The sequence below is a fragment of the Sphingomonas sp. PAMC26645 genome (genome assembly GCF_004795835.1).
Taxonomy (GTDB): domain Bacteria; phylum Pseudomonadota; class Alphaproteobacteria; order Sphingomonadales; family Sphingomonadaceae; genus Sphingomonas.
Genome location: NZ_CP039249.1, coordinates 2,999,157 through 3,024,999, shown reverse-complemented (window position 1 = coordinate 3,024,999; position 25,843 = coordinate 2,999,157). Strand labels below are relative to the sequence as shown.

General features: G+C 62.9%; 23 protein-coding genes, 1 tRNA gene and 2 pseudogenes. 10 read left to right on the top strand and 16 right to left on the bottom strand.

The window, feature by feature from the left end; translation table 11 throughout:
* Window positions 1–994: 994 nt before the first annotated feature.
* The 4 genes from E5673_RS13975 to E5673_RS13960 form a co-directional block, all read right to left on the bottom strand.
* Window positions 995–1,372, bottom strand: coding sequence for a hypothetical protein (locus E5673_RS13975; protein WP_136190461.1), 378 nt, complete (start codon window positions 1,370–1,372; stop codon window positions 995–997).
* Complete coding sequence (locus tag E5673_RS13970) at window positions 1,369–2,076, bottom strand: hypothetical protein (RefSeq protein WP_136190460.1); 708 nt, start codon at window positions 2,074–2,076, stop codon at window positions 1,369–1,371. The genes E5673_RS13975 and E5673_RS13970 overlap by 4 nt, the downstream gene beginning before the upstream one ends.
* A gap of 303 nt (window positions 2,077–2,379) precedes the next feature.
* Window positions 2,380–2,721, bottom strand: a complete 342-nt coding sequence (locus E5673_RS13965; RefSeq protein WP_136190459.1) for a hypothetical protein — start codon at window positions 2,719–2,721, stop codon at window positions 2,380–2,382.
* Window positions 2,722–3,376: 655 nt separating this feature from the next.
* Window positions 3,377–3,778 carry a lysozyme inhibitor LprI family protein gene (locus E5673_RS13960; RefSeq protein WP_136190458.1) on the bottom strand — a complete coding sequence of 134 codons (402 nt, stop codon included), beginning with the start codon at window positions 3,776–3,778 and terminating at the stop codon, window positions 3,377–3,379.
* A 144-nt stretch (window positions 3,779–3,922) separates the two neighbouring features.
* Between E5673_RS13960 and E5673_RS13955 the strand changes: the two genes are divergently transcribed.
* Complete coding sequence (locus E5673_RS13955) at window positions 3,923–4,834, top strand: LysM domain-containing protein (protein ID WP_136190457.1); 912 nt, start codon at window positions 3,923–3,925, stop codon at window positions 4,832–4,834.
* A gap of 780 nt (window positions 4,835–5,614) precedes the next feature.
* Here E5673_RS13955 and E5673_RS13945 read toward each other — a convergent pair.
* Both E5673_RS13945 and E5673_RS13940 read right to left on the bottom strand, forming a co-directional pair.
* Window positions 5,615–6,049, bottom strand: coding sequence for a hypothetical protein (locus tag E5673_RS13945; RefSeq protein ID WP_136190455.1), 435 nt, complete (start codon window positions 6,047–6,049; stop codon window positions 5,615–5,617).
* A gap of 748 nt (window positions 6,050–6,797) precedes the next feature.
* Window positions 6,798–7,067, bottom strand: a complete 270-nt coding sequence (locus tag E5673_RS13940) for a DUF4157 domain-containing protein (RefSeq protein ID WP_136190454.1) — start codon at window positions 7,065–7,067, stop codon at window positions 6,798–6,800.
* Window positions 7,068–7,950: 883 nt separating this feature from the next.
* Between E5673_RS13940 and E5673_RS13935 the strand changes: the two genes are divergently transcribed.
* The 6 genes and pseudogenes from E5673_RS13935 (at window position 7,951) to E5673_RS13910 (ending at window position 12,618) form a co-directional block, all read left to right on the top strand.
* Window positions 7,951–8,817, top strand: a complete 867-nt coding sequence (locus tag E5673_RS13935) for a peptidoglycan-binding domain-containing protein (protein WP_136190453.1) — start codon at window positions 7,951–7,953, stop codon at window positions 8,815–8,817.
* On the top strand, window positions 8,814–9,377 hold the full coding sequence (locus E5673_RS13930; protein WP_136190452.1) for a hypothetical protein: 564 nt from the start codon (window positions 8,814–8,816) through the stop codon (window positions 9,375–9,377). Before E5673_RS13935 ends, E5673_RS13930 begins: the two co-directional genes overlap by 4 nt.
* Before the next feature lie 50 nt (window positions 9,378–9,427).
* Window positions 9,428–10,111 (top strand): PAAR domain-containing protein, encoded by a 684-nt coding sequence (locus E5673_RS13925; RefSeq protein WP_136190451.1) that lies wholly within the window; start codon window positions 9,428–9,430, stop codon window positions 10,109–10,111.
* 327 nt (window positions 10,112–10,438) lie between these two features.
* Window positions 10,439–10,762 (top strand): hypothetical protein, encoded by a 324-nt coding sequence (locus tag E5673_RS13920; protein ID WP_136190450.1) that lies wholly within the window; start codon window positions 10,439–10,441, stop codon window positions 10,760–10,762.
* A gap of 82 nt (window positions 10,763–10,844) precedes the next feature.
* A pseudogene (locus tag E5673_RS13915) lies at window positions 10,845–11,688 on the top strand (glycosidase); the annotation flags it as partial.
* 219 nt (window positions 11,689–11,907) lie between these two features.
* Window positions 11,908–12,618: a DUF805 domain-containing protein gene (locus E5673_RS13910; protein WP_136190449.1), complete on the top strand. Its 711-nt coding sequence runs from the start codon at window positions 11,908–11,910 to the stop codon at window positions 12,616–12,618.
* A gap of 774 nt (window positions 12,619–13,392) precedes the next feature.
* On the opposite strand, the gene E5673_RS13905 is transcribed toward E5673_RS13910, so the two are convergent.
* A tRNA-Arg gene (locus E5673_RS13905) sits at window positions 13,393–13,469 on the bottom strand.
* A gap of 61 nt (window positions 13,470–13,530) precedes the next feature.
* Between E5673_RS13905 and E5673_RS13900 the strand changes: the two genes are divergently transcribed.
* The gene (locus E5673_RS13900) at window positions 13,531–14,286 is read left to right on the top strand and encodes a queuosine precursor transporter (RefSeq protein ID WP_136190448.1); all 756 of its coding nucleotides are present in this window, start codon (window positions 13,531–13,533) and stop codon (window positions 14,284–14,286) included.
* A gap of 172 nt (window positions 14,287–14,458) precedes the next feature.
* Here the strand turns inward: E5673_RS13900 and purQ are convergent, their stop codons facing one another.
* From purQ to E5673_RS13870, 6 genes and pseudogenes are all read right to left on the bottom strand, one after another.
* Complete coding sequence (gene purQ, locus E5673_RS13895) at window positions 14,459–15,127, bottom strand: phosphoribosylformylglycinamidine synthase subunit PurQ (protein WP_136190447.1); 669 nt, start codon at window positions 15,125–15,127, stop codon at window positions 14,459–14,461.
* Window positions 15,124–15,354 (bottom strand): phosphoribosylformylglycinamidine synthase subunit PurS, encoded by a 231-nt coding sequence (gene purS, locus E5673_RS13890; RefSeq protein ID WP_136190446.1) that lies wholly within the window; start codon window positions 15,352–15,354, stop codon window positions 15,124–15,126. The genes purQ and purS overlap by 4 nt, the downstream gene beginning before the upstream one ends.
* Complete coding sequence (gene purC / locus E5673_RS13885) at window positions 15,355–16,134, bottom strand: phosphoribosylaminoimidazolesuccinocarboxamide synthase (protein WP_056050712.1); 780 nt, start codon at window positions 16,132–16,134, stop codon at window positions 15,355–15,357.
* Window positions 16,135–16,289: 155 nt separating this feature from the next.
* On the bottom strand, window positions 16,290–17,147 hold the full coding sequence (locus E5673_RS13880) for a hypothetical protein (protein ID WP_136190445.1): 858 nt from the start codon (window positions 17,145–17,147) through the stop codon (window positions 16,290–16,292).
* A 62-nt stretch (window positions 17,148–17,209) separates the two neighbouring features.
* Window positions 17,210–18,423: pseudogene (kynU, locus tag E5673_RS13875) on the bottom strand (kynureninase).
* On the bottom strand, window positions 18,420–19,340 hold the full coding sequence (locus E5673_RS13870; RefSeq protein WP_136190444.1) for an alpha/beta hydrolase: 921 nt from the start codon (window positions 19,338–19,340) through the stop codon (window positions 18,420–18,422). The pseudogene kynU and the gene E5673_RS13870 overlap by 4 nt, the downstream one beginning before the upstream one ends.
* Window positions 19,341–19,462: 122 nt before the next feature.
* On the opposite strand from E5673_RS13870, the gene parC reads away from it, so the two are divergent.
* Both parC and E5673_RS13860 read left to right on the top strand, forming a co-directional pair.
* Window positions 19,463–21,712, top strand: a complete 2,250-nt coding sequence (gene parC, locus E5673_RS13865; protein ID WP_136190443.1) for a DNA topoisomerase IV subunit A — start codon at window positions 19,463–19,465, stop codon at window positions 21,710–21,712.
* A 65-nt stretch (window positions 21,713–21,777) separates the two neighbouring features.
* Window positions 21,778–23,451, top strand: coding sequence for a bifunctional diguanylate cyclase/phosphodiesterase (locus tag E5673_RS13860; RefSeq protein WP_136190442.1), 1,674 nt, complete (start codon window positions 21,778–21,780; stop codon window positions 23,449–23,451).
* 27 nt (window positions 23,452–23,478) lie between these two features.
* Here E5673_RS13860 and E5673_RS13855 read toward each other — a convergent pair whose 3' ends face one another.
* From E5673_RS13855 to E5673_RS13845, 3 genes are read right to left on the bottom strand one after another with little or no spacing between them, the layout of a single operon-like run.
* Window positions 23,479–24,657 carry a CCA tRNA nucleotidyltransferase gene (locus E5673_RS13855; RefSeq protein WP_247599394.1) on the bottom strand — a complete coding sequence of 393 codons (1,179 nt, stop codon included), beginning with the start codon at window positions 24,655–24,657 and terminating at the stop codon, window positions 23,479–23,481.
* Window positions 24,648–25,244 (bottom strand): CoA pyrophosphatase, encoded by a 597-nt coding sequence (locus tag E5673_RS13850; RefSeq protein WP_136190440.1) that lies wholly within the window; start codon window positions 25,242–25,244, stop codon window positions 24,648–24,650. Before E5673_RS13850 ends, E5673_RS13855 begins: the two co-directional genes overlap by 10 nt.
* Entirely contained in the window at window positions 25,241–25,819 is a 579-nt protein-coding gene (locus E5673_RS13845) for a DUF1285 domain-containing protein (protein ID WP_120300037.1), read from the bottom strand. The genes E5673_RS13850 and E5673_RS13845 overlap by 4 nt, the downstream gene beginning before the upstream one ends.
* Window positions 25,820–25,843 lie beyond the last annotated feature (24 nt).

The window sequence follows — 25,843 nt, the reverse complement described above, 5'->3', positions numbered from 1 at the left end:
CTTGATTGCCGAATGGATCGTAGCGCGAGGCATCGAGCATTTGGCGATCCATTTCGACCTCGATGTTCTCGACCCACGCTGTTTCGGTCTGTGCTGTTTGCTCGCCCAGGCCGTGGTGAACATGACTTCGGCGATGTGGCAGAGGGGCAGATCGATATCCGAGATGCCGTTCAGCTCATTTCCCGCGTTGCCACGCACACCGATATCGTCGGGCTCACAATCTCCGAGCATATCCCGTGAGACGCGATTAACCTCAAGGACATGCTGGCGCAACTTCCACTGATTGGAGAATGATCCGTGTATAGTTCTAATGGCTTCAGTTTTCTCAATTAGGAAGGGCGATCGACAAGGCCGGAGCGTTCTCGGAATCGATCCTTTTGGAGAAGTCCTAACCTTCCCGATCGGCGTCAAGCCGGCTGGATTTGGGGAAACGCCCCGGTTGCGGACAATCGCGCGGCTGTTATCATCATCCGATGAACTGAATTGTATGTGGCTCTATCGGAGCAGCTTTCGGTATCGCTGTGGCTAGCTATGCGATGGAGCCGCAAATTGGCAATGTTGATCGTCAGGCAGCTTGCAACACTAGCGGCGGAGTTCTCCGCTCATATGGAACGGACGGGCGGCGTTGGTTCTGTGATAAACCGTTTGTGGACGCCGGTAAGATTTGCACCGCCAAGTCTGATTGTGCCGGCGAGTGCACGTTGCCCGACGACTACCATTGGGTCCGTGGGCAGAAGCCACGAACGGTAGGCGCATGCCAAGCCCGCACGCGAGTGGGCTGCATGACGATCCTGGATAAAGGCTTACCGACACAGTCCTGCGTTGATTAGTGACGCCCGAACCCCGATCAGTACGATCAGCTCGGACATTCTCGGAAAACGATCCGATTTCGGGAATGTCCGAGTTGGGAAGAAAGCGGACCGACCGCTTTTGGACATTGCGGCAGTAAAGACACGCTGTTCATGGGGCCTCGCGGTGGCACGAACTCCCTCGTCTATGTGCGGCTCAGAGCCATGAGATTGAGTATGGGAGCGCCGTCGCCGGCGGCGAGGAACTGAAGCTGCCACTGTGCAGATGGAACAGGGATCATGCCCGATTGATCCAACGCCGTCATCAAGTCGAACCAGAGAGGGTGGTCTTGGAAGACCTCCAAAAGACGCCCATCGGAAAAGCCTAGCTGTAGGACAATGGCGTCGCCCGCGTACACGTCACGGTGCGCCAGCGTCGCCTGAGTCAGTTCCGATAGCCGGAACGCCTTCCGGTCGCCCGTCTCTGTTTGCAGCACGAGGTGCTGTCCCTCTATGGCCAATTGAGGTCGACCTGCATGTATCCGCGCGCCGACCCAGCGATTAAGCTTGTCTACGATGCTCATCGGCGCACCCACGTAAACTTGGTTACATAGTCATAGGCGGTCGCACCGACCTGCTCGCCGCCCCATGCTCCCAGCGCACCAAGACCGAGGCCACCGACGAACCCGCCTACCAAGCAGGCGCCTCCGGTAGTGACCTCGCCTACAACCGGAAGGACGAGCGACGGGGAGGCTAAGAGCGATGCCCCGGCACATCCAGCCCATGCTCCCGCCCATCCGCCGACTACCCCGCCAGCGACACCACCCCCTTGCCGGGCCGCCACGCGAGCCCGATCCTCAGGTTTAGCACGGACTACCAGCACAACGGTAAAGACCAGCTGGAGCACGACCGTGCCACGGCCAACTACCCTGAACGCAGCAACCATCCTGTTGGTCGTGGCGCGGGTTTTGCCCGCGCTTTGAATAATCGCCTCAATGCTACCTTTATGTCGAAGCAGCTTCTCGAAGGAAGGCAGGTCGTTCGAGGGTTTCAGGATCTCGCTGTAAAGCCGACCGAACGGGCTCAGCGGCGAGCGCGCTTCAAGCAGCACCTTGTTACGTTGCTCGACAAGTGCGCGGACCTCGGCCACGGTTACGAGGCCACGTTGCCGTAGGAGGCTCGCCTGCCAGTCCAACGCTGTATTAATCTTGGTGTAAAGACCGCGCTGAAAAGCATCCCATTGTAGATTGGATTCGAGACCGAAAGCTGCGTCCACCGAGACGCGCACGGCTGGGCTATATAGGAATTGAGGTTCTGCGTTGGTCGCTCTGCTTGCCAACTTGCTACCCTTTCCGCGCTAACGCCCACAAAATAGCCCGATCGGAGTACGAAACAATCGCGTGGTACAGCAATATCAGGCCTAGGTAATCTTAGCGTTACGAGCGATCGCCGACAGCTTCACCCGCCCACTTGCCTAGATCAATGCGACAATATCATGAACGTTACAAAAGTGACTGTAGCTGGGGTGCATCGCTCGACAAATGGACGTCCAGTCTCGAACGCTGTGATCGCCGACCGTAACGACTGACTTTTAAAGGACGAAGCGGCCTAACTCATTTGCCGGGAACGTTCGGAACCGCCGGAAGCCGCCCTGCACTGCGTTGGCGAGAGACGCGATCGCGTCGATATCACCTGCATCCGCCTTCCGGGAATCCTCCTCTGTCAACATGACCCCCACGGTGACGGAAACCGCACTGATCGCAACAGGGACCGCAAGGACATGCCGCCCGCTCATCCCGTTCGAAACCACGACATCGACCGCATAGAGGCTAAACGCGTAGTCGCGTTCTGCGATCAGCGTCCTTGGCCCCTTAACGAGATATCGCGGTTCGTCGCCCTCGAGCCTTCCGTAATTGGAACTGAAGTTCGCCATCGGTGCATCCTGTAGCGGATGCCGCTCGGTTATGGAAAATCGGGAATGGCCGTGCTGAACGGATGTCTGCTTTCGGGAGTGGGAATTGCCTAGCTGGACGTCCGGGTGTGGGCGTGACCGGACCTGAGGCGACATGGTTCAGTTCCGATCTAATTCGGCTGATCGCGTGGTCTGTTTGGGGTATCGCCGGGGTACATGGCGACCTGCGAAGTTGCGGAAACCGCGTATTGCTGCGGGGCGGGGGCCGTTGCGGCGGAGGGTGTCTCCTCCGTGTCATGAACTTATGCCCGAAAAAACCGCCGCTTCCCCGTGACCAAGTGGCCATTAACACTGCATAGAATACGACCGCAATCACGATAACCATAATGTCTAGAAATATTGCATCAGAGTAAGAGGGCGGCGTCCACGAAAGTCCCCTGTCGGCGGCAAAAATTGCGTCGGCATAGACTGTTATGAAGACAATCCACCAGTAAACAGCGGTGAAGACGCTGCCAATGACTGTGAAGATCGCTGTTTTTATGCTTGTCTCGAAGATCGGCATCCCATGAATTTCAAGTGCGAAGCAAAGTTGGTAACGACTAGCGCGCTAGACAATCTTGATTGCTCCGCATGTCAGCCATACGCCTATGTAAACTGATTGAACCGCGCCGATCGGCTATTTATAGCGCCGTAGGTAGGCAGTTCGCTTGATCGTCTCGTCGATTTTGCATTCCGTTGTCAGGTCCGGATCGGGCAGCTTGCCGCATTTATGATCGCGCGCGAGGATCCAGTTACGTTCATCGGTGCGTAGGTCTGCCTTGCGGGCGGATGGCAACCGAGCGATAACTGCTTTGTAAGCAGCATTTAGGCGAGCGTCCTGCACACGCAATTCGCGTGCGTCACACACTCCTTGAGGAATGGCGGCAGTGTTATGAGTTTCGCCGTAAATGATGCAGGCCTGATAGGCCCGCGAGAAATTCTCGGTCACATCTTGCGAAGTCTGAGCTGCAACAGGGCCACTACCAAACGTGCCGGCAATCAGGATCGTCGCCAGAATCTCGGTATTTTTCACGCGCATCCACGATTCCTTTAAAACCGCCGGCTTTCGCCAGGTGCCTCGCTATATAGGCGCAACGCGCCTGCTTCAATCGGCAAAGATTTGGTTTGCTAGCCGCAGCTCTTACGATACATCGGTAAGACTTATCCAGAGTAGGAAGGTTAGATGATGGCAATTGCTGGAAATGGCCACATTCAGCATCGGGTCCGCGCCGGTGAGACCTTGGCTGGCATTGCGCACAGCCACGGACTTGACTGGCAGGCAATTGCCCGGCTGAATCATATAACTGATCCGCGACGCCTACCGGTGGGTGCGACGCTGCGACTGCCGCCGCACGGCGGTCGACGTCCGGCCACTGGCGCTGGGGTGGGGCCGGCAGTGCCGCACGCTCCACTCCCGCCTGCGCCGCGTCTGCCCGCGGCGCCTTCGCCCGCGCCGATCCATCAGCTAGGGGCCAGTCGGCTCGGCCATCTTTCGATGGTGTACGAAACCGGCTATCGCCCTGGCCAAGAGGCGCAGGCGGCAGCCGTGGTGTCGAGCGGACGCCGCGATCCGGGCGGCGTGTCCTATGGCGCCTATCAACTGGCTAGTTCGGCCAAAGGCGGCCGACAAGTGCAAGCGTTTCTACGTGCCGACGGGACGAGATGGGCGGCAAGGTTCGGCCATGAGAATCCCGCGTTGCCGCGCGGGGCGTTCGGACAGACGTGGAAGGCGATTGCGGCCGAGGCGCCGATAGTCTTTTTCGAGGCCCAGCACGACTACATCGCACGGACGCATTTTAACCCGGTGGTAAGCTATGTGCGTAACGTCACGCAGGTCGACCTGACGTCGTGTTCGCGAACGGTGCAGAACGTTGTGTGGTCGATGGGCGTCCAACATGGACGCGCACCCAAGCTCGTAGCGCAAGCGGTGCAGCAGGTCGGCCCGCTACCGGAAGGCCATCGGGGCGACTACGAGCGCAACCTGATCAATACGCTCTACGACATTCGGGAAGCTTACGTGGACAAGATCGGCCTCGGCGGGCTGAAGGATCGTTACCGAAGCGAACGGCAGGCGGCGCTGCGACAGCTGGGCTAGCTTATTCTACATGGAGCCTGAACACCCGGCAGGCCACGGTATCGAACGAAAGTAATTGTTCAGCTTGTTTGCAAATTATGTCGGTCGAGCATGGCGATAGGGTACCGTTGGGGTACATCAGGCCTTCGAAGGTTCTGAAGCTACGCATTTTGGCGGGGCTCAACGCCCCACGGTGCAGGGGTTATCCGCCGCGATCGGCACCGTGAGTGTCCGGTTTGCAGAGGGAAAGCGGACGGGCCGCTTTGCGGCGACCAGTGAGATAGCGGACGTTGCTTTCATGGCCTCGCAAGCGCCACATAGCGGCATGACCTCGACTCCTTGCTGCATCCGAATGGCTGACGATTTAAACTGGGTTTGTGCCGTCCATGCGGATCGTTCGGACTGTCCCGATGCGTTTGTCGCAAAAATTAATGGGGGCTATGGCCTGATGGTCCACGATGGCGGTAGCAGCGCTATCGAGATTGCCTTCTGCCCTTGGTGCGGTGCTCGCCTGCTCCGAATGGAGCATTAATGGAGAAGGATTGCGGACAGGCGGCCTTTGAGGAAGCAGGTAGTGTTAGCCACCACGGGGCGGGCAGATAAACCGTTCCCAGCCCTGCTTGCCGCGCGCGATCATGGCGTCGGGGAGGCCGGTGCACCAAGGTTTTTTCGAACTTCTGCCAGCGAAAGCGGAGCGGCCGGTAGGTCGAATTCGAACGCGGGTATAGGATCGTTATTAACTGAGTCCAACTCCATCCCAGTAAAAACGAGGGGTGCGCCCTCTTTCAGGACAGACTGCATCTACGCGAATGGATTGGACTTACCAAAGATCTGGCCCATTGCTTCGACCGACATCGCAAACTGATGCTGCATGGCAATCCCCAGCGGCGTTATTGCAGGATCGACACTGATAACAATGAATGGCTGTTCGGCGGCCGAGTGCTTGATCGTCTTGCCCATGTAATAGGCAGTGCCCTTCCGCCCTCGGACGCTGACAACGCCGCCCTTGGTGAGGTCAAGCGAAGGAGCTTGGTCTGCGGCTCCGTGAGGCATGTCTGGCATCAGCCGCTTCATTTGCTCGGCCATTACGATGGAAATATCTTCCATACGCATGACTGCGGGGCCTTTGAAGCTTGCCTGAACCATATAACCATGACCAGCGCGGGTGATGAAGTAGCTGTTAGGGTTTGAGGTCGTTCCGCGAATATTGCCGTTCGCCGCGATTTCTACCTTCATCGTAAGCGCTTTGTTTGGCCCAACGTAATTGGCCGTCATGTCTGCGAAAGCGGGACTGCCGAACGCAGCTAATATGGAGGCGAGCACGCATCTTGTGAGCTTCATACATCTATTCCACTGGTCGGTCGCTGCAAGATGAACCAACGGCAGCTTTCGGGCAAGGCGATGCGTCAATTACACCGCGGAGTTTGGGCGTTTCGAGACGGGGTATCGCTGTGGTACATGGTGCTTGCGGTGGAGCGAGGCCTTAGCGTTGCTGATAGCCTGCCGAGGCTGCGGCGGAGGGTGTCTCCGCGGTCGCGTCACGATAACGATCGAGAAAGCCGGCGCTTCAGCGTGGACCAAGCAGTGATCAAGAGTGCGTAGATGACAACCGCGATCACGATGATTGTAATGCTGTGACCTATCGCTTGCGAGTCGGCTGGCGGAGTCCACGATGGCCCGCGCTCGCCGGCAAACAGGGCATCCGCGTAGACCGTTATGAAGGCAATCCACCAGTAAGCTGCACTGAGTATGCTGCCGATCAAGGTGAGTATGACTGATTTCATGTGCGCCTCGACGAAATGAATGGAATAATGCGCTCATAATCGCTGAGCGCTCCGGTTCCGTGCACTGGCTTTAAGCTGTGCGTTACCCGATAGTAATCGCCCACGATCGACGCTTGAACTTCAACGCCTTGAGATAAAAAAGTGAGTTTAGGCTTCGACAGGTCACCGTAGTCGTAATTTCGGTTAGCCATTCCACGCAATCAGACCCACATCCCGCGCTGATGCTGCCAAACGTGCGTAAGCTCATGAATAAGCCAAGCTGCATCACTACGATTTGTGGCGAAGCTGTCCTTGTAGTCCGCCGGTCGAAAATAGATTTCCCCGTTTGGGGTGATGGCCGTCCCGTTTGGCTGGAAGAAATAAGCGGTAGCTTCGTGGACGATGACTGTGTCGTAGTCGATCGATAGTCCGAAAACGCTTTTCGCCTCGCGCAGTTCACCAGGCGTCAGTTTGCGTGATTTGTTCGCCAAACCATCCTCCCGTCAGTGCAGCCAGCACAGTAGAACATACCGTTTCACCGCACGCAACGCCGGGGTTGCGGGCACGAGCGAGACATGTTTCAACATTGATCTAGTTGCACGTCGCTTGAGCGATCGGGGTACCGGTAGAGTACATCGTTCACCGGGCCACTCGCAAACCGCGCATTTGGGGGAGAGGTAGTGGCTTGCGGGGGAGGGGGTATCCGCCGCGATCGGTAACCGGAATGTCCGGAATGGGAGGTTAGCGGACGGTCAGCTGAACCATCGTTCATGCATCGCGCGGATAAAATCGGGATCGGCTACGCGGAAGCGGAGTCGACGCCGCAATAGGGGCAGAGGGCGGTCCCGCTCTCGTTCTCGACCCACTCCTCTACGTCGTTGACCGCACACGTTTTTGAACAGAAAAAGCAGCCGCAAACATCGCTACGCTCCAACTCCGCTCGATGGTTGGCGGAATGGCTCTGAGCGGCATTGAGCGTGGTGCGTGGAAAGTCCGTGAAGGCAGTGCGGCCGGGATTGGGAACGTCGGCAAATGGGCGACTGCCTTCCGTCCGCGCTCGGGTCCGCCTTGCCGATCGCGAACGGTGATTTTGGCCGATAGCCGACCGCCGGGTCTTGGGCGCTGACCAGGCAATAGCTGCCCATTACACCGTGAAGCGTCCCGCCGGTACTCGTGCATCGTCCCGCGCTAAAGTGCACAACGTCCCTGATCTCGATCTGCCGCCTGCGCTTTCAGGCGAACGACCGGCCAGTCGGTGAATGTGGGTATCAGTCGGGTCTCGTCTGGCCGGCTGTCCGAGGGTACTGCCCCATAGCGCGACGACGGAACCGAGGTGATCGGAGTTGGTTACCCCGTGGTACAGGGGAGACCAATATGGTCGAGGCGAGAAAGCTTACCGCGGCGGAAATGCAATTGGCGAGAACCGTGTACGCGGCCAGCATCCCCTTCGATCGCGTCTATCTTACCAACCTGGACCTAGGCTCCGCCGTCACTCTCGCCGGTATGGACGGGTCGACGGGCAAGTTCGACTATACCGTGAACTGGAAGGACGGCTTCGGCGGGGTGATGACCGACAAGGAGCGCAGGGCCACGTTGATCCACGAACTTTGCCATGTGTGGCAGGGAGAGAACGGGGTCTGGCCGACCTTCTACATGGGTCAATCCATCTGGTCACAGCTGTCGAGCGGCGTAAGCGACATCTGGAAGACGCGAAAGTGGCGAGGCTGGGGGACGCATCGCAGCACCGCCTACAAATTCCCGCGAAGCGCGATTGGCAAACCCTGGACCAGTTTCAATGTTGAGCAACAGGCCTCGATGGTGGAAAGCTGGTTCATGCCGGAACGCGACCGAATCCGCCCGGCGGGACCGGGCCGCGTCTTCATCTCCGATTTCGGCGATGGCGTGACCGGCGGCGACCGATCGCCGTCGGACCCGCGATTTCCCTATATCCGGGACGTGATCCGCGCGCGGCATCGCGGCGCTGCCTATCGTCCGATCACGCTTCCAGGCGGCGGCGATCCGCAAGTAAAGGCCATGCAGGACCGGTTGGTGGCGCTCGGCTATCTAGAGGCACGCCACGCCGATGGCCTAGTCGGGCGTGGCAAGAGCGCGACGCTGGACGCGGTTGAGGCCTTTCAGCGTCGCAACGGTCTCAAACCCGATCGCGACCTGGGCGGCGCGCACAGCTTGACGCGCCAGCGCTTGACGCTGCCCGTCGCCAAGCTGGTGCGTGCAGGATGATCCGCGCGCTGGCCATGGCCGCGCTGTTGCTGGCGTCCTGCAGCCGCAGCACCGGTGGCCCGCTGGATCCGATGGAGGCGCCGGGCGTGCAACTGTCCGAGACTGCGGACGGTGATCGCGCAGCCACCGTTCGGGCCGACGCCGTGTCGGCGCGGGTTACCGGCCATTGGTCGGACACCGGGGGACAGTCGGCGAGGATCGTCTACACCAATCGCGGTCGCACCGCTGTCCGTATCGACCTCGGCACGCTGACGATGACCGGCCCGGCGGGTGAGGCGGTGGTCATGTCCGCCGCCGACGTGACGGACACCGATCTGCTCGACAAGCGCACGGACAATGACGACGCGCGCGTCCTTCTGGAGCGGGACGATAACGGGACGGCCAGCGGAAGCCTGGACCTCCAGGCCGGCGGGGAACGCCGCGTGGACGCCCAACTCAGCCCTTTTTCGAACAGCACGGCGGCGGCGGCCGGGAACCAGATCACGCTTCGCTTGCCGATGCCGAAGGCGCCCCGCGACCTTAGGTTCGTGACGCGCCGACCTTCGATGCTACCGTTCTAGGCGGCGAGCGGCGTCATTGGCGACGCTAGAGACTGCTGAGCGGCACAGCGTTGGTTCAGCCTGCTTCACAGGGTGAGGAGATCGGTCAAGCGATCGGCGCCAAGTCGATGCAGGCGCCATCGGGAAAGATCATCGAGGGACCGCCCAACGTCACTATCAATGGCCTAGCTGCCTCGCGCGTTGGCGACCAAGAGAGCTGCGACGGTGGAGAGATCGCGCAGGACTCGGGAACTGTCTTCATCAACGGCATGCCTGCCGCTAGGGTCGGCGACAAAGTGACTTGCGGCGCCACCATTGTGGGCGGTTCGCGTAACGTGTTCATCGGTGGCGCCACGGTCACCCGTCTACATGTCCAGTCAGAGGTGTCAGAGGCGGCCCGCTTTGCCGCGGTAGTGATCGGCATCCTCCCGGCGCTGGGTGGCTTGGCGCGGGCGACCGCGTCGGCGTTCGCCGAAATCAAAGCTGCGGGCCTCGCACGCGCGGCGCAAATCGGCGTGAAGGTGCTTGGGCGAGCGATGGAGGCGCGCGGGACGCCAAAGCCGTTCGCATATTCCCCGAAGCGTCTCGGAGAAACCGAACCCGGGGCGGTCCCGAAACAATGCAAAGCTGCAGTCCAAGATGGATGCAGCCGCGACTGCCAGGGCACGCAAGGCCGAAGAATACCCCAAGCTGACCGCGCCGGCCGACGAGTATCCGGAGCTGCCCGCTGCAAAGGCTGCGACCTTCGGGGATGATGTCAGGCCGTGGAACGGAGACGATCATGAAGGGCCGATCCGAAGAGTAATTGGCAGCGACCGACATGCCAATGGCAGATACTGGCAAGCTAAAATCCCTTCGAGCGAGGCCGAATGGCGCGGCGGTTCGGCGGTGTTGAACGATTGGAACGGCAATGGTGGCTACGTTAGAAGCTCACCGAAAGGCTTGCGGGGCTGGATAGGTTCGGCAAGACCGCAAATGTCGCGTGACGGAGTAAATGTCTTGCCCGGCCATGGGGAGCAAATTTGGCTTCCGCCAGCAAGTGCCGACCCAGGTAAGACGATGCCGACGCCATGGAGTATCAGATGACGATCACTGAGAGTTCAATGAACCTGATCCGTGAAGTGGACTTGTTAGCGGGGGAAGTCCTGTCTGCGGTGTCGAATAACGATCCAGAAAGCGCCGATACCATCGCCCGCTACCAAGAAATAATGCGAAACGGAGCCTTAGGCGGCAACGCGCAGGAGGCGCTCAGTGGAGCAAACCTGCTAACGACAGTGAACAAGGGAGTCTCTGATCGAGAGCGAGGGGAGGACGATCCGGCAATCACGTCGCAAGCTCGTGCGCTGAGTGCAAAGGCGATTCAAGCAGCAAGGAGCCTTCGGCGTGATCTCGGGATTCAATACTAAGCATTGATGCTTATCGTCATAGCGGCTGAACCAAGGGCCGCTTCCGGGCAAGCTCTGAAGCGAGCTGAACGTCCGTTTTTGGGCGGTTACGTTCCGGACGGGCGTCTGGACGCCCGGGAACGATCTCACGATCGATGATCCGGGTTCGACGTCCGTGCCGCCGATCATTTCCCCCCGAGACGATGACGATGGCGCCGTCCATCTCGACTGCGGCGGATCCAGAAGCATTTCCGAAACCGTGCTTTCCCGACGCTGCCGAGCCAGCGGCAAGGCATCGAGGAAATGCGTCTCGTCCGCTTCGTCCAGGACGATGGTCGAGAAACCTATCACGGCACCTACACCGCATTCAGCGGTGCTGAGGCTCGCTCCGAGCTGCTCTCGACGACCGACTTCAAGTCGTTCGAGATGCGGGCGCTCACGGGCGAAGTTGCCGGTGCCAAGGGCATGGCGCTCTTTCCCCGTCGGATCGGCGGCCGCTACGTCACGCTCGGCCGCCAGGACAACAGGAACAGGACAACAGGAACATATGGCTGAACGTCTCGGACGACCTTCTCCACTGGGACAGCGGCTCAAAGCTGATCGAGCCGCGCTATCCCTGGGAGTTCGTGCAAATGGGTAACTGCGGCTCGCCGCTCGAGATCGATGAGGGCTGGCTCGTGCTGACCCATGGCGTCGGCACGGTGCGCAACTACTGCATCGGCGCCTGCCTGCTCGACAAGCACGATCCGCCAAAACTCCTGGCGCGAACGCCGCGACCGGTACTTGCACCCAGTCCGCATGAGCGGGATGGCTACGTACCCAATGTAGTCTACTCCTGCGGTGCGCTTTTAGGTGGTCGCAACCTGCTACTGCCTTACGCGGTCGCGGATAGCTTCACGGCGTTCGGTTCACTTTCCGTCGATGACCTGCCCACGTGCATGGAGTAGGAGGCAGAATCTCCACAGCGGTTCGTGGCGCTCTTGCGGAACGAACCGGTCGTGAAGCGCGGCGAGTCGACGCCAGTGCCGATACCGATCGCAGCCAGAGGTCCTTTCGTCCTGCAGGACGAGAGCCCGCGGCGACACCACGCCTGTAAGATGACGCTGTCCCATCGTGGTCGACGGTGTAGAAGTGCCTCACGAGCGTAGCGCCGGGAGCGTAGAGAGATGCTGGTCCGGTTCTTTTCATACCGTGCGCGGACGGCGCCGCTGCGGTGGCTGGCTTGGCTGATGCTGGTACTGGGGCTGGGTCGGCTGAGCGTCGAAGCGCTGGCTCGGGCGGAAGGTGTCGTGTTGATGAGCGTGTTTGCGACGCTCGGGATACTGGCAGCCAAGATCGGCACTGAGACGGTCCGCCGCGTTCATGACGGCGGGCAGAGCGGCTGGTGGGTGCCGGCGTTCGCCATCGGCGTGGTCGGGCTAGTGGTGACTGCCATCCTGCGCTGGCTAGGCCACGGCGCCGACGCGGTAGCCTGTCTGACGTTGGCGCTTGCAGCAATTGCGACAGCGGCGTTAGGCCTGCGCCCAGGCGAGCGCGGCACCAATGACCATGGCGTCCCGCCCTCGGCCTGGACATCGAGCGGACCTGCCGATGGGCAGGCGGGTCTGGTGGTCGCGACGCTGCTGCTGATGGTCGGGATCGGCGCGGGCGGCGCGGTGATCAGCTGGCAGAAGGCGCTGATCCACGAGCGGGATGCACGCATGCGTGCCACCGCGCCGCCCGCGCCGGAACCGACGGCGAAACAGGCGAAGGGTGACGACGTATCGATGGACAAGGAGCATGACGCGACCGGCAGTGGGCGTGAAGCGCTCCGCGACGACAATGCTGCCCTGTCGACGCAGATCGACAGCCTGCTCAACGAAGGAAATGCGCGATGATCACGGCGAACGCCGAGCGGCTGAAGGCCGCACAGTCGCTGCTGCTCCGGTTCATTTAGATCGGACGCGCGGGTCCCAAGGCCGACGAAAAGCGAACGGCGGCGCTGCAACGGAGTCCCGCAGGCTGGCCGGTCACGCGCGACGAACTGGCCTGTCAGGTTCAGGACCGTCTCAAGGGGATGTTACCCGACCAGCTGGAGACCTCCTACTGCGGGCCTGCCGCTTTTCTGTGCTGTCTCATTCACGACCGGCCGGACATCTACGTCACATATGCGCTTTCGCTATGGGAGCGTGGGCGGTTCACTGCTCCCGACTTGGACTTCCGTGAAGTGGACCTTCCCCCTCTCGCCAGATCCTCTTGGCGGGCGTGGAACGCCCATCGGGAACCTTTATCTCGGAAAACGAACTAACGTTCTGGGCGGTCCAGCAGAGTGCCTGTTACGCATGCTGGTTTGATGTCCTTCCCATCCGGCGTTGGAGGCCCAGCTTCGTCTGGGCCAACGCGCGAGGGGCATTAATTGGGAAGATTCCTCTAAGCCGGCCTGACTTCGCAATTCTTTAAAGCAGCCGACCGTCGTGCGCGAGTCGGGAGGTACCGAGTAGCGAGTTGACGCGGCGCTTGCCGCGGCGATCAGTCTGCCCCCGCGAGGATGCGGCTAGGGTCACCATAAGCCTAACAGAAGGGCAGGGTTAGGTAGCGCCCACACGAAAGGCACCCCAAGGTTGGCATAGGGTCACGGTCAGCGTGTCCCAACACGAGAGCGACTTGCGAGTTGGCGCGCCCGGAGGGGTTCGAACCCCCGACCGAGGAGGTAGAAGCTCCTTGCTCTATCCAGCTGAGCTACGGGCGCGCGCTGCCGCGACGACTAGCGCGGATTGTGCGGGCTTGGAACCTCGATCATAACGCCGGGCATGGAAATTGGAACGGATCAGGCGCCCGGGCTCGAACCGGTGGACGCGAGCGCGGTCGGCGGCGCGCAGTTTCGCTATTTCGATTTCGTGATGGCGGCGTTCGTCACGATCCTGCTGCTGTCGAACGTGATTGGGGCGGGCAAGCGCGCGGTGATCGACCTGCCGTTCATCGGCGCGTGGCCGTTCGGCGCGGGCATCCTGTTCTTTCCGGTCAGCTATGTGATCGGCGACGTCCTGACCGAGGTCTACGGCTATGCGTATGCGCGGCGCTGCATCTGGGCAGGGTTCGGCGCGATGCTATTCATGGTGTTCATGTCGGCGGTCGTCGTCGCGCTGCCGCCCGATGCGGGGTGGACGGGGCAGGCCGCATACGAGTCCGTGTTCGGCCAAGTGCCCCGGATCGTGTTCGCGTCGATCTGCGCGTTCTGGGTGGGCGAGTTCGCCAACAGCTTCGTGCTCGCGCGGATGAAGATCTGGACGCAGGGGCGGATGCTATGGACGCGGACGATCGGCAGCACCGTGGTGGGGCAGGCGTTCGACAGCCTGATCTTCTACCCGCTCGCCTTCTACGGCGCACCCGACTGGCCGGTGGAGGCGATGCTGATGGTGATGGTCAGCCAGTTCTTGCTCAAGGTATCGTGGGAAGTGCTGCTTACGCCGCTGACCTATGTCGCGGTCGGTTGGTTGAAGCGGCGCGAGGGTGTCGATGTGTACGACCGGGGGACGGACTTCTCGCCGTTCCGGACGCGGGTCTGAGACCTGCAATCTAAACATTCCCCCTCCCCGGCGAAGGCCGGGGTCCAGTTGGCAAGGTTGCAATAATGGAGCGCGACCGTCGCCAGCAACGTCTCCCAACTGGACCCCGGCCTTCGCCGGGGGGGGGGCGTGTTTTCAGCGTTCAATAACAAACGGGTTCAGGTAACGGAGGTTACGCGCTGACGGCTTCCAGCAGGCCTTCAAACAAACGCCGGCCATCGGTGCCACCGTGTGCCGCTTCGATACGACGCTCCGGGTGCGGCATCATGCCAAGCACGTTGCCCTTGTCGTTCAACAACCCAGCGATATTCCGCGCGGAACCGTTGACGCGCTCCGCATAACGGAACGCGACGCGGCCTTCGCCTTCGAGACGGTCGAGCGTCTCGGCGTCAGCAAAGTAATTGCCATCGTGATGTGCGACCGGGAAGGATACGCGCTCACCCGCCGTGTAGCCCGATGTGAACGTCGAGCTTGCCGTCTCGACGGTCAGCGCGACGTCGCGGCAAACGAAGTTCAGCCCCTCGTTGCGCATCAGCGCACCGGGCAGGAGTCCCGCCTCAGTCAACACCTGGAAGCCGTTGCAGACACCAAGCACAGGCAAGCCCTTGCCCGCCTGCTCGACAACCGCGCGCATGATCGGCGACCGTGCGGCAATCGCGCCCGAGCGGAGGTAGTCGCCATACGAGAAGCCACCCGGTACCGCGACCAGGCCGACATCCGCCGGCAAGTCCGCATCACCGTGCCAGACCATGAGCGGCTTGACGCCGGTCACCGCCTCCAGCGCGACGGCGATGTCGCGGTCGCAGTTGGAGCCGGGGAAGACGATGACCGCCGTTTTCATGCGCGCTCGACCCGGTAGTTTTCGATCACCGTGTTGGCGAGCAGCTTGTGGCACATGCCGTCGATCGTCGCGTCGTCGGTATCGTCGGCGACCTCCAGTTCGATCAGCTTGCCCTGGCGGACGTCCTGCACGCCGTCGAAGCCGAGGCTGCCGAGCGCGTGGTGGATCGCTCGGCCCTGCGGATCGAGCACGCCGGGCTTCAATGTCACGAAAACCTTGAGTTTCATTTACTTGCCCCGGTTCTTGCGATGCTTTTCGAGGTCGAGGACGGCGTTGTCGGCACCCTCGGGCAGCAGGCCGAGACGGCGTGCAACCTCTTGATACGCTTCGACTTCGCCACCGAGATCGCGACGGAAGCGATCCTTGTCCATCTTCTCGTTGGTTTCCATGTCCCACAGACGGCAGCCATCGGGGCTGATCTCGTCGGCGAGGATGATCCGACCGAAGTCGTTGTCGAAGATGCGGCCGAATTCGAGCTTGAAGTCGACCAGGCGGATGCCGACACCAGCGAACAGCCCGCACAGGAAATCGTTCACCCGGATCGCGAGGTCGGCGATGTCGTGCATCTCCTCCTGGCTCGCCCAGCCGAACGCGGCGATGTGTTCGTCGGAGATCATCGGATCGCCGAGCGCATCGTCCTTGTAGTAATATTCGATGATCGTGCGGGGCAGCTTGGTGCCCTCCTCGATCCCGAGGCGCGTCGAGATCGAGCCCGCGGCGACGTTGCGCACGACGACTTCGATCGGGACGATCTCGACCTGGCGGATCAGTTGCTCGCGCATGTTGAGCCGGCGGATGAAGTGCGTCGGCACGCCGATATGATCGAGCAGCGTAAAGATGTGCTCGGAAATCCGGTTGTTGAGCACGCCCTTGCCGTTGATCGTGCCCTTTTTCTGGGCATTGAACGCGGTCGCGTCGTCCTTGAAATACTGGATCAGCGTGCCCGGCTCGGGACCCTCGTAGAGGATCTTGGCCTTGCCTTCGTAGATCTGGCGGCGGCGAGCCATGCGCGGTCCCCTGGAAATCGAGCGGTGAAAATCGAGCGGCCCCAGCCTACGCGCTATGTACCGCGAAGCCGAGGCCGGAATAGGCCGCGCCTATAGGCGAAGGGTGCGGGGGGTGCAATCGCGGCGCATGACTGCCCTCGGAATACTGCCCGACGTCATCGCGAGGGCGGAGACGATGTGTCTTGGACAGGCGCGAGCGGCAGGCCGGTTCGACGATCGATGCGGACCATCAATTCGGTCCACCAACGCTGGATCCAGCGTCGCCAGACCAGGAACGCCAACAAGATCACCAGCAGCGGCGGGCCGAGTGCCGCCAATACCCATAGCAGCGCCGTGACCGTCAATCCGATCGAGCCGAGCGCGGTGTCGCCAGCATCTTGCAGACGGTCGACCAGGCCGGTCCCGCGGCCGGTCGTATAGTCGAACGACATCGGCGTATTGGCGAGACTTTCGCGCTGTTCGGATGCCGTCGCGGCCGCCGCCGTGGCTTGGCCTTGCGCGACCGCCTGTTGCTGGCGGAGCTCGGCACGTTCGCGCGGGGACAGATCGACACGGGCCAGTTCGCGGTCGATCCGAGCGCGTTCGGCAGCGACGTCGGTCCGTTCGGTCGCGGTCGCCGCGGCAGCCGTGGCGACATCGGTTTCGCTGATATCCGCCCCCGTTAACGTCGCGCCGACGCTCTCCGCTTGCTTCACCCCGGCCCGGCCAAAGGCACGCGCCAGGGGGGCGACGATCTTGACCGAAAGGTTCGCGCTGACGTCTCCCTGCTGGCCGACCGTGTACCGCAATCCCGTCATACGGCAGCGTGTTGCCCCGAGCCGTTCACAGGCGCGCGCATGCTCCTCCTGAAGATCCGAGATCCGGGACGAAGGTAGCGTCAGGTCATAGCTATAGTCGAATGCCACCCCGGCGACAGAGTTGCCGGCGATGTCGGGCTCTCCGGCGCTACTTTCGGGAGCCTTGCTGCATCCGGCGAGGGACAACGCGATGGCGCTACTAACAACCCATTTCATGGACAGTCTCCCGTGATCGATTGAAACACTATCGATTGAATGGGATATGCCGTCAAGCGTGCTCAGGTCACGACGAGCCGTTGCGAATATGCCGGATCGCGCCAGCTCTCGGTCTCTACTGTGTCCCGCACTATCTCGCCTGCGCGCCAGACGTCTTCGTGGCTGAGATACAAAGGTGTGAGCCCAAGGCGCAGGATGTCGGGGTCCCGGAAGTCGCCGATGACGCCGCGGGCTATGAGGGCTTGGGTGAGTTCGTACGCGTGCGGGTGGCGGAAGCTGATGTGGCTGCCGCGTTTGGCTGGGTCACGGGGGCTGACGCAGTCGAGGCCCAGCGCGTCGCCGGCTGCGGCGAGGATGTCGAACAGTTGCGCGCTCTTGGTGGCGACGGCGTGCTGGTCGATGTGGGCCCAGAGGTCGAGCGCGGTTTCCAGTGCTGCGGTCGAGAGCATCGCGGGGGTGCCGGCGAGCCAGCGTTTCATGCCGGGGGCGGGGCGGTAGGCATCCTCGAACGCGAAGGGCGCGACGTGGCCCATCCAGCCGGAGAGCGGGCTGGCGAGCGTATCCTGCCAGCGCTTGGCGACGTAGAGGAACGCGGGCGCGCCGGGGCCGCCGTTGAGGTATTTATAGGTGCAGCCCACCGCGAGATCGGCGTTCGCGCCGTTGAGGTCGATCGGGACCGCGCCGACGCTGTGGCTCAGGTCCCAGAGCATGAGCGCGCCGGCATCGTGCGCGCGCGCGGTCCAGGCGGCCATGTCGAAGCGGTCGCTGGTCTTGTAGTGGACGTGCGTGAGCAGCAGGACCGCGGTGTCGTCGTCGAGCGCCGCGGCAAGGTCCTGGCGGGCGACGACCTTCAACCGCGCGCCGGGGACGCAGGCGACGGCGCCTTCCGCGATGTGCAGGTCGGTGGGGAAGTTGCCGGCCTCGCTCAAGATCGTGTGACGCTCCGGGTTGCTGCGCAGTCCGGCGACCAACGCCTTGAAAAGGTGCGTCGAGGTCGTGTCGCCGATGATCACTTCATCCGTAGCCGCGCCGATCAGGGGAGCGATCTTAGCGCCGATCCGCTGGGGGCCTCGATCCAACCTTCGTTCCAGCTTCTAATGAGGCGGTCGCCCCATTGGCGCGTCGCGACGTCGGCGAGTGCGGCGGGCGTGGCCTTAGGCAGCGCGCCGAGCGAGTTGCCGTCGAGGTAGATAACGCCCTCGGGGAGCGCGAACTGGTCGCGGTACGCGGCGAGCGGATCGGTCGCGTCGAGCGCGCGGGCGTCTTCGAGAGTCACTGGGGCTTTCCAAAATAGGACAGGATCAGGCGTTTGGCCTCGGCCCAGGCAGGCGTTTCCGGCGCGATCAGTTCGACATGGCCGGTCGCCGGGATGGTGTGGAGCGTCGCGGTGTCGCCGGTTGCCTTGGCCTTGGCGATATAGTCGGTGGCCATGACGAAGGGGATGATCCGGTCTTCGCGGCCGTTGACGAGATCCTGCTTCACGCTGAGCGGCAGCAGGCGCGGGACCGATGTGTCGGCATAGACGTCCGGATGCTGCGGCGTGGGGACACCGACCAGTTTCGCAACGACTTCGGTACCGCAGCCATTGTCGGCGTTGGTCGCGGTGGCTTCGAGATCGGGCAGACCGCCGAGGCTGATGACGTGGCGGATACGGAGCGGATGCGCGGTATGGACCGCGCTCGTCGTCGGAAGCTTGGTGCGGGCGGCGAGCCAGAGTGCGAGATGACCGCCGGCGGAGTGACCGATCGCGAGCACGCGGCGCGTGTCCAGGTTGAACGTCTTGGCGCTGACCTTGAGTTGGTCGGTAGCCTTCGCAGCATCCGCGAACGTACCGGGATAGCCGCCGCCGCTCCGGTCGACGCCGCGATAGTCGATGTTCCAGACCGCGACGCCGGCGTTGCGGAGGTCGTCGGCGATCCAGTTCATCAGGCTGCGGTCGGCGATGCTCGTCGTCCAGCAGCCGCCATGGACCATCACGACCACGGGGAACGGCCCTCTGGTCTTGCCCTTAGGAAGCCAGACGTCGACCTTCTGCATCTGGTCGGTGCCATAGTCGACGGTCGCATCGGGCATCGGTTTCGGCCGCTTGGTCAGGTCGGGCCACGTCAACAACTTAGGCGGTGGAGAAGCAGGCGTTTGAGCCAAAACGGGCGTGGACATCGCGGCGAGCGCGAGAAAGGCAAGGCGGATCATGGGGTTGGTGTAGCGGCCTCGATCGACCGCGTCATGCGGACATATCGTCGTGATGAGCACGTGATACGCGACGTACGTTCATGCTTTGATCGTTTCGTTCCCGGCTGCTATCGCTGCGCGCAATGGCCACCGATTTCAAAGATCCGTTCGACTCCATCGTCGACGCCCCCTTCGACAGCGCGCTGTCCGAGCGGTATCTCGTCTATGCCTTGTCGACGATCACCGCGCGGTCGCTGCCCGACGTGCGCGACGGGATGAAGCCGGTGCATCGGCGCCTGCTCTGGGCGATGCGGCTGCTCAAGCTCGATCCGGCGCAGGGCTACAAGAAGTGTGCGCGTGTCGTCGGCGACGTCATCGGCAAATATCATCCGCACGGCGACCAGTCGGTCTATGACGCGATGGTGCGCTTGGCGCAGTCGTTCGCGATGCGCTATCCGCTGGTCGACGGGCAGGGTAATTTCGGCAACATCGACGGCGATAACGCCGCCGCCTACCGCTACACCGAGGCGCGGCTGACGCAGGTCGCGATCGACCTGATGGACGGGCTCGACGAGGACGCGGTCGCGTATCGCCCGACCTATAACGGCGAGGATCACGAGCCCGAGCTGTTTCCCGGACTGTTCCCGAACCTGTTGGCGAACGGCGCGAGCGGGATCGCGGTCGGCATGGCGACGAGCATCCCGCCGCACAACGCCGCCGAGTTGCTGGAGGCGGCGATCGTCCTGATCGACACGCCCGACGCGGACGATGCCGCGATCCTGGAGCATGTGAAGGGGCCCGATTTCCCTACCGGTGGCTTGGTCGTCGATCCGCCGGCCGTGATCCGCGAATCCTATGCGACCGGACGCGGCGGGTTCCGCGTCCGCGCGCGCTGGGAGACCGAGCGGGAGAAGGGTGGCGGCTGGCAGCTGATCGTCACCGAGATTCCGTACGGCGTGCAGAAAGGCAAGCTGATCGAGCAAATCGCCGATCTGATCAACGCCAAGCGCCTGCCGATCCTCGCCGATGTGCGCGACGAATCAGATACCGAGATCCGCATCGTGCTCGAGCCGCGCAGCCGCACGGTCGATCCGCAGATCCTGATGGACGGGCTGTTCCGGCTTACCGATCTCGAGACGCGGATCAGCCTCAACCTCAACGTGCTCGACAAGGATCGCACGCCGCGGGTGATGTCGTTGCGCGAGGCGCTGGCGGCGTGGGTCGATCACCAGTTCGTCGTGTTGCGCAGGCGGACCGAGCACCGGCTGGCGAAGATCGCCGACCGGGTCGAACTGCTCGACGGCTATCTGATCGCGTACCTCAATCTCGACCGCGTGATCGAGATCATCCGCACCGAGGACGAGCCGAAGAAGGTGATGATCGCCGAGTTCGCGCTGACCGATCGCCAGGCGGAGGCGATCCTCAACATGCGGCTGCGCAGCTTGCGGCGGCTGGAAGAGTTCGAGATCAAGACCGAGCGCGACAAGCTCGACAAGGAGCAGGCGACGCTGGCCGCGTTGCTGGCCGATCCGAAGAAGCAGCGCGCGCGGATGAAGCGCGACATGGCGAAGATCCGCGATCGATACGGGCTTGAGACCCCACTCGGCAAACGACGCACGACGATAGAGGAGCATGCGCCGACCCGCGACATCCCGCTGGAGGCGATGATCGAGCGCGAGCCCATCACCGTGATCCTGTCGCAGCGCGGCTGGATCCGCGCGATGAAGGGGCACAACGATCTGGCGAGCCCGGAAGCGCTGAAGTTCAAGGAGGGCGACGGCCCGGCCTATGCATTCCATGCGCAGACCACCGACAAGCTGTTGCTCGCGGCGGAGAACGGGCGGTTCTACACGCTTGCGGCGGACAAGCTGCCGGGCGGGCGCGGGTTCGGCGAGCCGGTGCGCGCGATGATCGACCTCGACGGGAGCGTCGGGATCGTCGCGCTGCTGCCCGCGAGCAAGCATCCCAAATTGCTGGTGGTGGCGACCGATGGCCGCGGCTTCTCGGTCAGTTCGGCGGAGGTCGTTGCCGAGACCCGCAAGGGCAAGACGGTGATGACGCCGCGGCCGGGTGCGCAGTTGAAGATCGTCCGGCCGATTGGCCCCAACGACGATTACGTCGCGGCGATCGGCGACAATCGGAAGATGCTGGTGTTCCCGCTCGCCGAACTGGTCGAGATGACGCGCGGGCAGGGGCTCCAGCTGCAACGCTATCGCGACGGCGGGCTGGCGGATGCGATCACGTTCACGTTCGCCGAGGGCCTCAGCTGGGCGATGGGCGGCGGTACCGGTCGGACCAGGACCGAATCGGACCTTGGCCCTTGGCGCGCTGCCCGCGGAGCCGCCGGGCGGATGCCGCCCACGGGGTTTCCGCGCGATAATCGGTTCGGATAATGGATGAGAAAGGCCCCATTCAGGGTCCTTCAGAGCCTCTTAACGAACCCGCGGTACCGGGGAGCATGCCATCGACCGCCCTCGAACAGACTGCAAAGCCGATCGTGACGAGTGATATGGTCGCACGCGGGCTTGAACTCGTGCCGATCCCCGCGGTTCATATCGTCCTGAACGCGGGGCAACTCGAGCTGTTCGCGATGAATCGCGCGTATCGTCTGGCGGGGTTCGGCGTCGTTGCGGAACGTTCGCCGATGATCGCCGAGCTCGGCGACCGGATCCGGGCGTTTCTCGGGTCGGAGCAGATCAGGTCCGACTTCGACTGGGTCCTGGGCGACGAGATTGACTGCCGCCATTACCGCGTCACGATCGCACGTTCCGATCCCATATTCCGCGAACGGTGTACGATCAGTTTCATCGACCTGACGTCGCAGGTCCAGACCGAGCGCAGTCTGCGTCGCGAGATGACGACCGACAGCCTGACGGGACTGTTGAACCGGGAAGGGTTCGCGGACCTGATCGAGGAGCTCGAAGACCATACGGTCAGGGCCGTACTCGCGATCGATCTCGATCGGTTCGGCCGGCTGAACTCGTGCCTTGGCTCGCTGGCGGGAGACGAATTGCTCATCACGGTGGCGCGTCGGATCAAGGGCGCTTTGCGCGCGCGCGACACGCTGGCGCGGATCGGAGGGAATCAATTCGGTATCCTGATATCGATCGACCAGGATCGTGAGGAGGCGCAGGCGCTGGCCGAGCGGATCCACCGGACGTTGCAAACGCCGTTCCGGTTGACCGATTACGAGATCAACGTCGAATGCTCGGTCGGGATCGCCTTCGGGGCCGATGAGTCCGGCGACAATGTCGACTTGGTCCGCCATGCGCAGTTTGCGGTAAAACGCGCTAAGGTGAGTGGTCGCGCCGAGTTCTACCAGGTCCAGGATTTCGCGATCGCCCGCGCCCAATTCGGCATGGAGACCGCGCTACGTCGCGCAATCGAGCACCGCGACCTGCGGCTGGCGTATCAGCCGATTTGCGACTTGGCGACCGGCCGGATCGTGTCGTTCGAAGCGCTGGCGCGCTGGACCGATAAGGATGGCCGCGAACATTCGCCCACCGAATTCATCGCGGTCGCCGAGGAATCGGGATTGATCGTGCCGCTGGGGCGATGGGCGATCGAGGAAGCTGCGCAGACGCTGGCGCGCTGGGACGCGGCGAACGGCGGACCGTGTGGGGTGAGGCTGGCCGTCAACCTGTCGGCGATCCAGTTGCAGCGCGATGCGATCGCCCCGGTGCTGCAGGCGGCGCTGGACTCGACGGGGTTGTCGGGAGATCGGTTCACGCTCGAACTGACCGAGAGCGCGATCGTCTCGGATCCCGACCGGATCGCCGGGACGATGCACGCGCTGAAGGCGCTCGGGACGAACCTGGCGATGGACGATTTCGGCACCGGGTATTCGAACCTCGCCTATCTCCAGAAGCTGCCGATCGACATTCTCAAGATCGACCGCAGCTTCGTGACGGGCATGCTGGCGGACCGCGACAAGGTGTCGATCGTCCGCGCTATCCTCAGTCTTGCGCAGGCACTGGGGATGCGGACGACGGCCGAGGGGGTCGAAACGCATGAATTGTCCCAGACGCTCGCGGCGTTGGGGTGCACGTACGGGCAGGGCTATTTCTACGCACGACCGCTGGAGCCGGATGCGGCGTATGCGATGATCAACTCTATAACTGCTACGAACTGACTGGCGCCCACGCCGGCTCAAAACGAGTTAGGCGGAAACCTCCGCCACCAGTCCGTCGGCGATGGCCGCCACGCGCTCGGCGCGCGGAAACCCTTCCGAGATCCACTGCGTCTCGACCCGGCGCAGCATCGCAGCCACGTCGGGTCCTTTCCGGAGTCCACGTTCGACCAGAGCCCCGCCGGAGAACGGGAACGCAGGCGGCGTCCAGTCCTTGATTTGGGACACGTCTTCGCCAGCGATGAGCAGACGGTCGACTGCACCGGCCACACCGACACGATAGGCCAAGGCGAGGGGGCCTTCCTCACCGGATCCCGCAGTGGCAGCCATCAGGCGCTTGCGGTCGACGTTGGACAGCTTCAGCCTCGCTCCAACGGCCTCCGCGGCGGCAGGCGCGATCGACACGGCGAGGCGGCGGATCGGGTCCGGTGCGATGCCAGCGTTCGTCTCGCGCTCGGCCAGCACGCCCAAACGCGCCGCTCCCTGGGCGTCGATCTCTGGCAATACCGCGCGGAAGATGCCGCGCTCGACCATCAGCGTGACGACGGGCACGGCGTTGCCGGCGACCAGCAGTTTCAGGACTTCGCTCGCCACGCGTTCACGGGACAGCGCCATCAGGTCGTTCGCGCGCGCGGTGCAGGCGTCGAGACCGGCTTGGTCGATCGCGGTGCCGAACCGCGCGTGGAAGCGAAAGAAGCGGAGGATGCGCAGATGATCCTCGGCGATCCGCTGCAACGGGTCGCCGATGAAGCGGACGCGCCGCGCCGCGAGGTCGTCGAGGCCGCCGAAATAATCGAAGATCTCGCCCGTCGCGGGATCGGCGTAAAGCGCGTTCATCGTGAAATCGCGGCGCGTCGCGTCTTCGCGCCAGTCGTCGGTATAGGCGATGATCGCGTGGCGGCCGTCGGTCGAGACGTCGCGGCGCAGCGTCGTCACCTCGACCGGACCTGCGGGGGTGACGGCAGTAATCGTGCCGTGCGCGAGGCCGGTCGGAACCGCCTTGATCCGCGCATCCTGGAGTCGCTCGATCACCTCCTGCGGGGGCAAGCGCGTGGCAATGTCGACATCGGCGACGTCGATCCCGAGCAGCGTGTCGCGCACCGCGCCACCGACGAAGCGCGACTCGCCCTCTGCCGCGCCAAGAACCTTGGTCAGTGCTGCGAGGCCGTCACGGTCGCGCCACGGCGCCGCCGGGAGTATCAAGACCACCTCAGGCGGCGGGCAAGGTTGACGATCATCGCCGCGGTCGCACCCCAGATACGGCGCTCGTTCCACATGATCTCGTAATAATGCCGGTCGTGGCCCTGCCATTCGAGCGTCGCCTCGACATGGTTCGCCTCGTCGAGCAGGAACGCGAGCGGGACTTCGAAAACGCTGGCGACTTCCGCCTCGCTCGGTGTGAAGACCAAGTCGGGCGGAATTATGCCGATCACCGGCGTCACCTGGAACCCGGTGACGGTGCGATAACTGTCGGCCTCGCCGATCACCTGGACCTTGTCGCGGGGGAGGGCGATCTCCTCCTCGGCCTCGCGCAGCGCGGCGGTCACGACGTCCTCGCCGGGGTCGATCCGGCCGCCGGGAAACGCGATCTGGCCGGGGTGGCGGCTCATCGTGTCGGTACGCTGAGTCAGGATCACGCCGGGATCAGCGCGGTCGGTCACCGCGATCAGCACCGCGGCAGGAAGCAGCGTGTCGGCGGCGGTTAGATCGCCGTCATGCTGGTCGCCGGTGAGCAGGATCATGTGCGACCCGGCGCCCTTCGCCAGCGCCGCGGTCATCCGTTCCGTCAGGCTCATGCAGCGGGCTCCAGCGGGAAGAACGCGCCGTCGCTCCACAGCCCGGCGGGCGTCGCGTCGTCGGCAATCGCGCGCTCGGCGAGTTCGTAATAGACCGAGCGGACCACCAGCGCCTCCATCCCGCCGCGGACGGCGAGGTAGGGGCGCGGACCGCCATCTCCGTCGGTCGTGTCCTCGACGAAGCGCAGCGGATGCTCCGGACCTGCCGTAACGAGGTCGCCGGTGTTGAGCCGGAAAGCGAGCTTCGCATCGCGACCGCTGCCCTCGGCCTTCATCTCGACCGCGATGAACGGCGCATCCTCGACCTCGATATCGAGCTTTTCGACCGGCGTGACGAGGACGTGGCTGCCATCGGGCTCACGGCGCAGGATCGTCGAGAACAGCCGAACCATCGCCGGGCGGCCGATCGGCGAGCCCTGGTGATACCAGGTGCCGTCGCGCGCGATCCGCATCTCGCTGTCGCCGCAATGCGTCGGGTTCCATTTCTCGACCGGCGGGAGCTTCGCCTCTTCGACGAGCTTGGCGATTTCGGCGAGACTGAGCGAGGCGATATCGGGGATGGCATCCATGGGCATGGCGGCGGACTAGGCGGGCAGGGG

What these genes read in the sequence shown, in the direction of transcription:
- E5673_RS13880 (WP_136190445.1), bottom strand. Translation starts at nt 17,147, where the DNA reads ATGAAATGGGTTGTTAGTAGCGCCATCGCGTTGTCCCTCGCCGGATGC.
- E5673_RS13945 (WP_136190455.1), bottom strand. Translation starts at nt 6,049, where the DNA reads ATGAAGGTAGAAATCGCGGCGAACGGCAATATTCGCGGAACGACCTCA.
- E5673_RS13860 (WP_136190442.1), top strand. Translation starts at nt 21,778, where the DNA reads ATGCCATCGACCGCCCTCGAACAGACTGCAAAGCCGATCGTGACGAGT.
- E5673_RS13910 (WP_136190449.1), top strand. Translation starts at nt 11,908, where the DNA reads ATGCTGGTCCGGTTCTTTTCATACCGTGCGCGGACGGCGCCGCTGCGG.
- E5673_RS13850 (WP_136190440.1), bottom strand. Translation starts at nt 25,244, where the DNA reads ATGAGCCTGACGGAACGGATGACCGCGGCGCTGGCGAAGGGCGCCGGG.
- E5673_RS13870 (WP_136190444.1), bottom strand. Translation starts at nt 19,340, where the DNA reads ATGATCCGCCTTGCCTTTCTCGCGCTCGCCGCGATGTCCACGCCCGTT.
- purC (WP_056050712.1), bottom strand. Translation starts at nt 16,134, where the DNA reads ATGGCTCGCCGCCGCCAGATCTACGAAGGCAAGGCCAAGATCCTCTAC.
- E5673_RS13975 (WP_136190461.1), bottom strand. Translation starts at nt 1,372, where the DNA reads ATGAGCATCGTAGACAAGCTTAATCGCTGGGTCGGCGCGCGGATACAT.
- E5673_RS13960 (WP_136190458.1), bottom strand. Translation starts at nt 3,778, where the DNA reads ATGCGCGTGAAAAATACCGAGATTCTGGCGACGATCCTGATTGCCGGC.
- E5673_RS13930 (WP_136190452.1), top strand. Translation starts at nt 8,814, where the DNA reads ATGATCCGCGCGCTGGCCATGGCCGCGCTGTTGCTGGCGTCCTGCAGC.
- parC (WP_136190443.1), top strand. Translation starts at nt 19,463, where the DNA reads ATGGCCACCGATTTCAAAGATCCGTTCGACTCCATCGTCGACGCCCCC.
- E5673_RS13965 (WP_136190459.1), bottom strand. Translation starts at nt 2,721, where the DNA reads ATGGCGAACTTCAGTTCCAATTACGGAAGGCTCGAGGGCGACGAACCG.
- purS (WP_136190446.1), bottom strand. Translation starts at nt 15,354, where the DNA reads ATGAAACTCAAGGTTTTCGTGACATTGAAGCCCGGCGTGCTCGATCCG.
- E5673_RS13935 (WP_136190453.1), top strand. Translation starts at nt 7,951, where the DNA reads ATGGTCGAGGCGAGAAAGCTTACCGCGGCGGAAATGCAATTGGCGAGA.
- purQ (WP_136190447.1), bottom strand. Translation starts at nt 15,127, where the DNA reads ATGAAAACGGCGGTCATCGTCTTCCCCGGCTCCAACTGCGACCGCGAC.
- E5673_RS13920 (WP_136190450.1), top strand. Translation starts at nt 10,439, where the DNA reads ATGACGATCACTGAGAGTTCAATGAACCTGATCCGTGAAGTGGACTTG.
- E5673_RS13845 (WP_120300037.1), bottom strand. Translation starts at nt 25,819, where the DNA reads ATGCCCATGGATGCCATCCCCGATATCGCCTCGCTCAGTCTCGCCGAA.
- E5673_RS13900 (WP_136190448.1), top strand. Translation starts at nt 13,531, where the DNA reads ATGGAAATTGGAACGGATCAGGCGCCCGGGCTCGAACCGGTGGACGCG.
- E5673_RS13955 (WP_136190457.1), top strand. Translation starts at nt 3,923, where the DNA reads ATGATGGCAATTGCTGGAAATGGCCACATTCAGCATCGGGTCCGCGCC.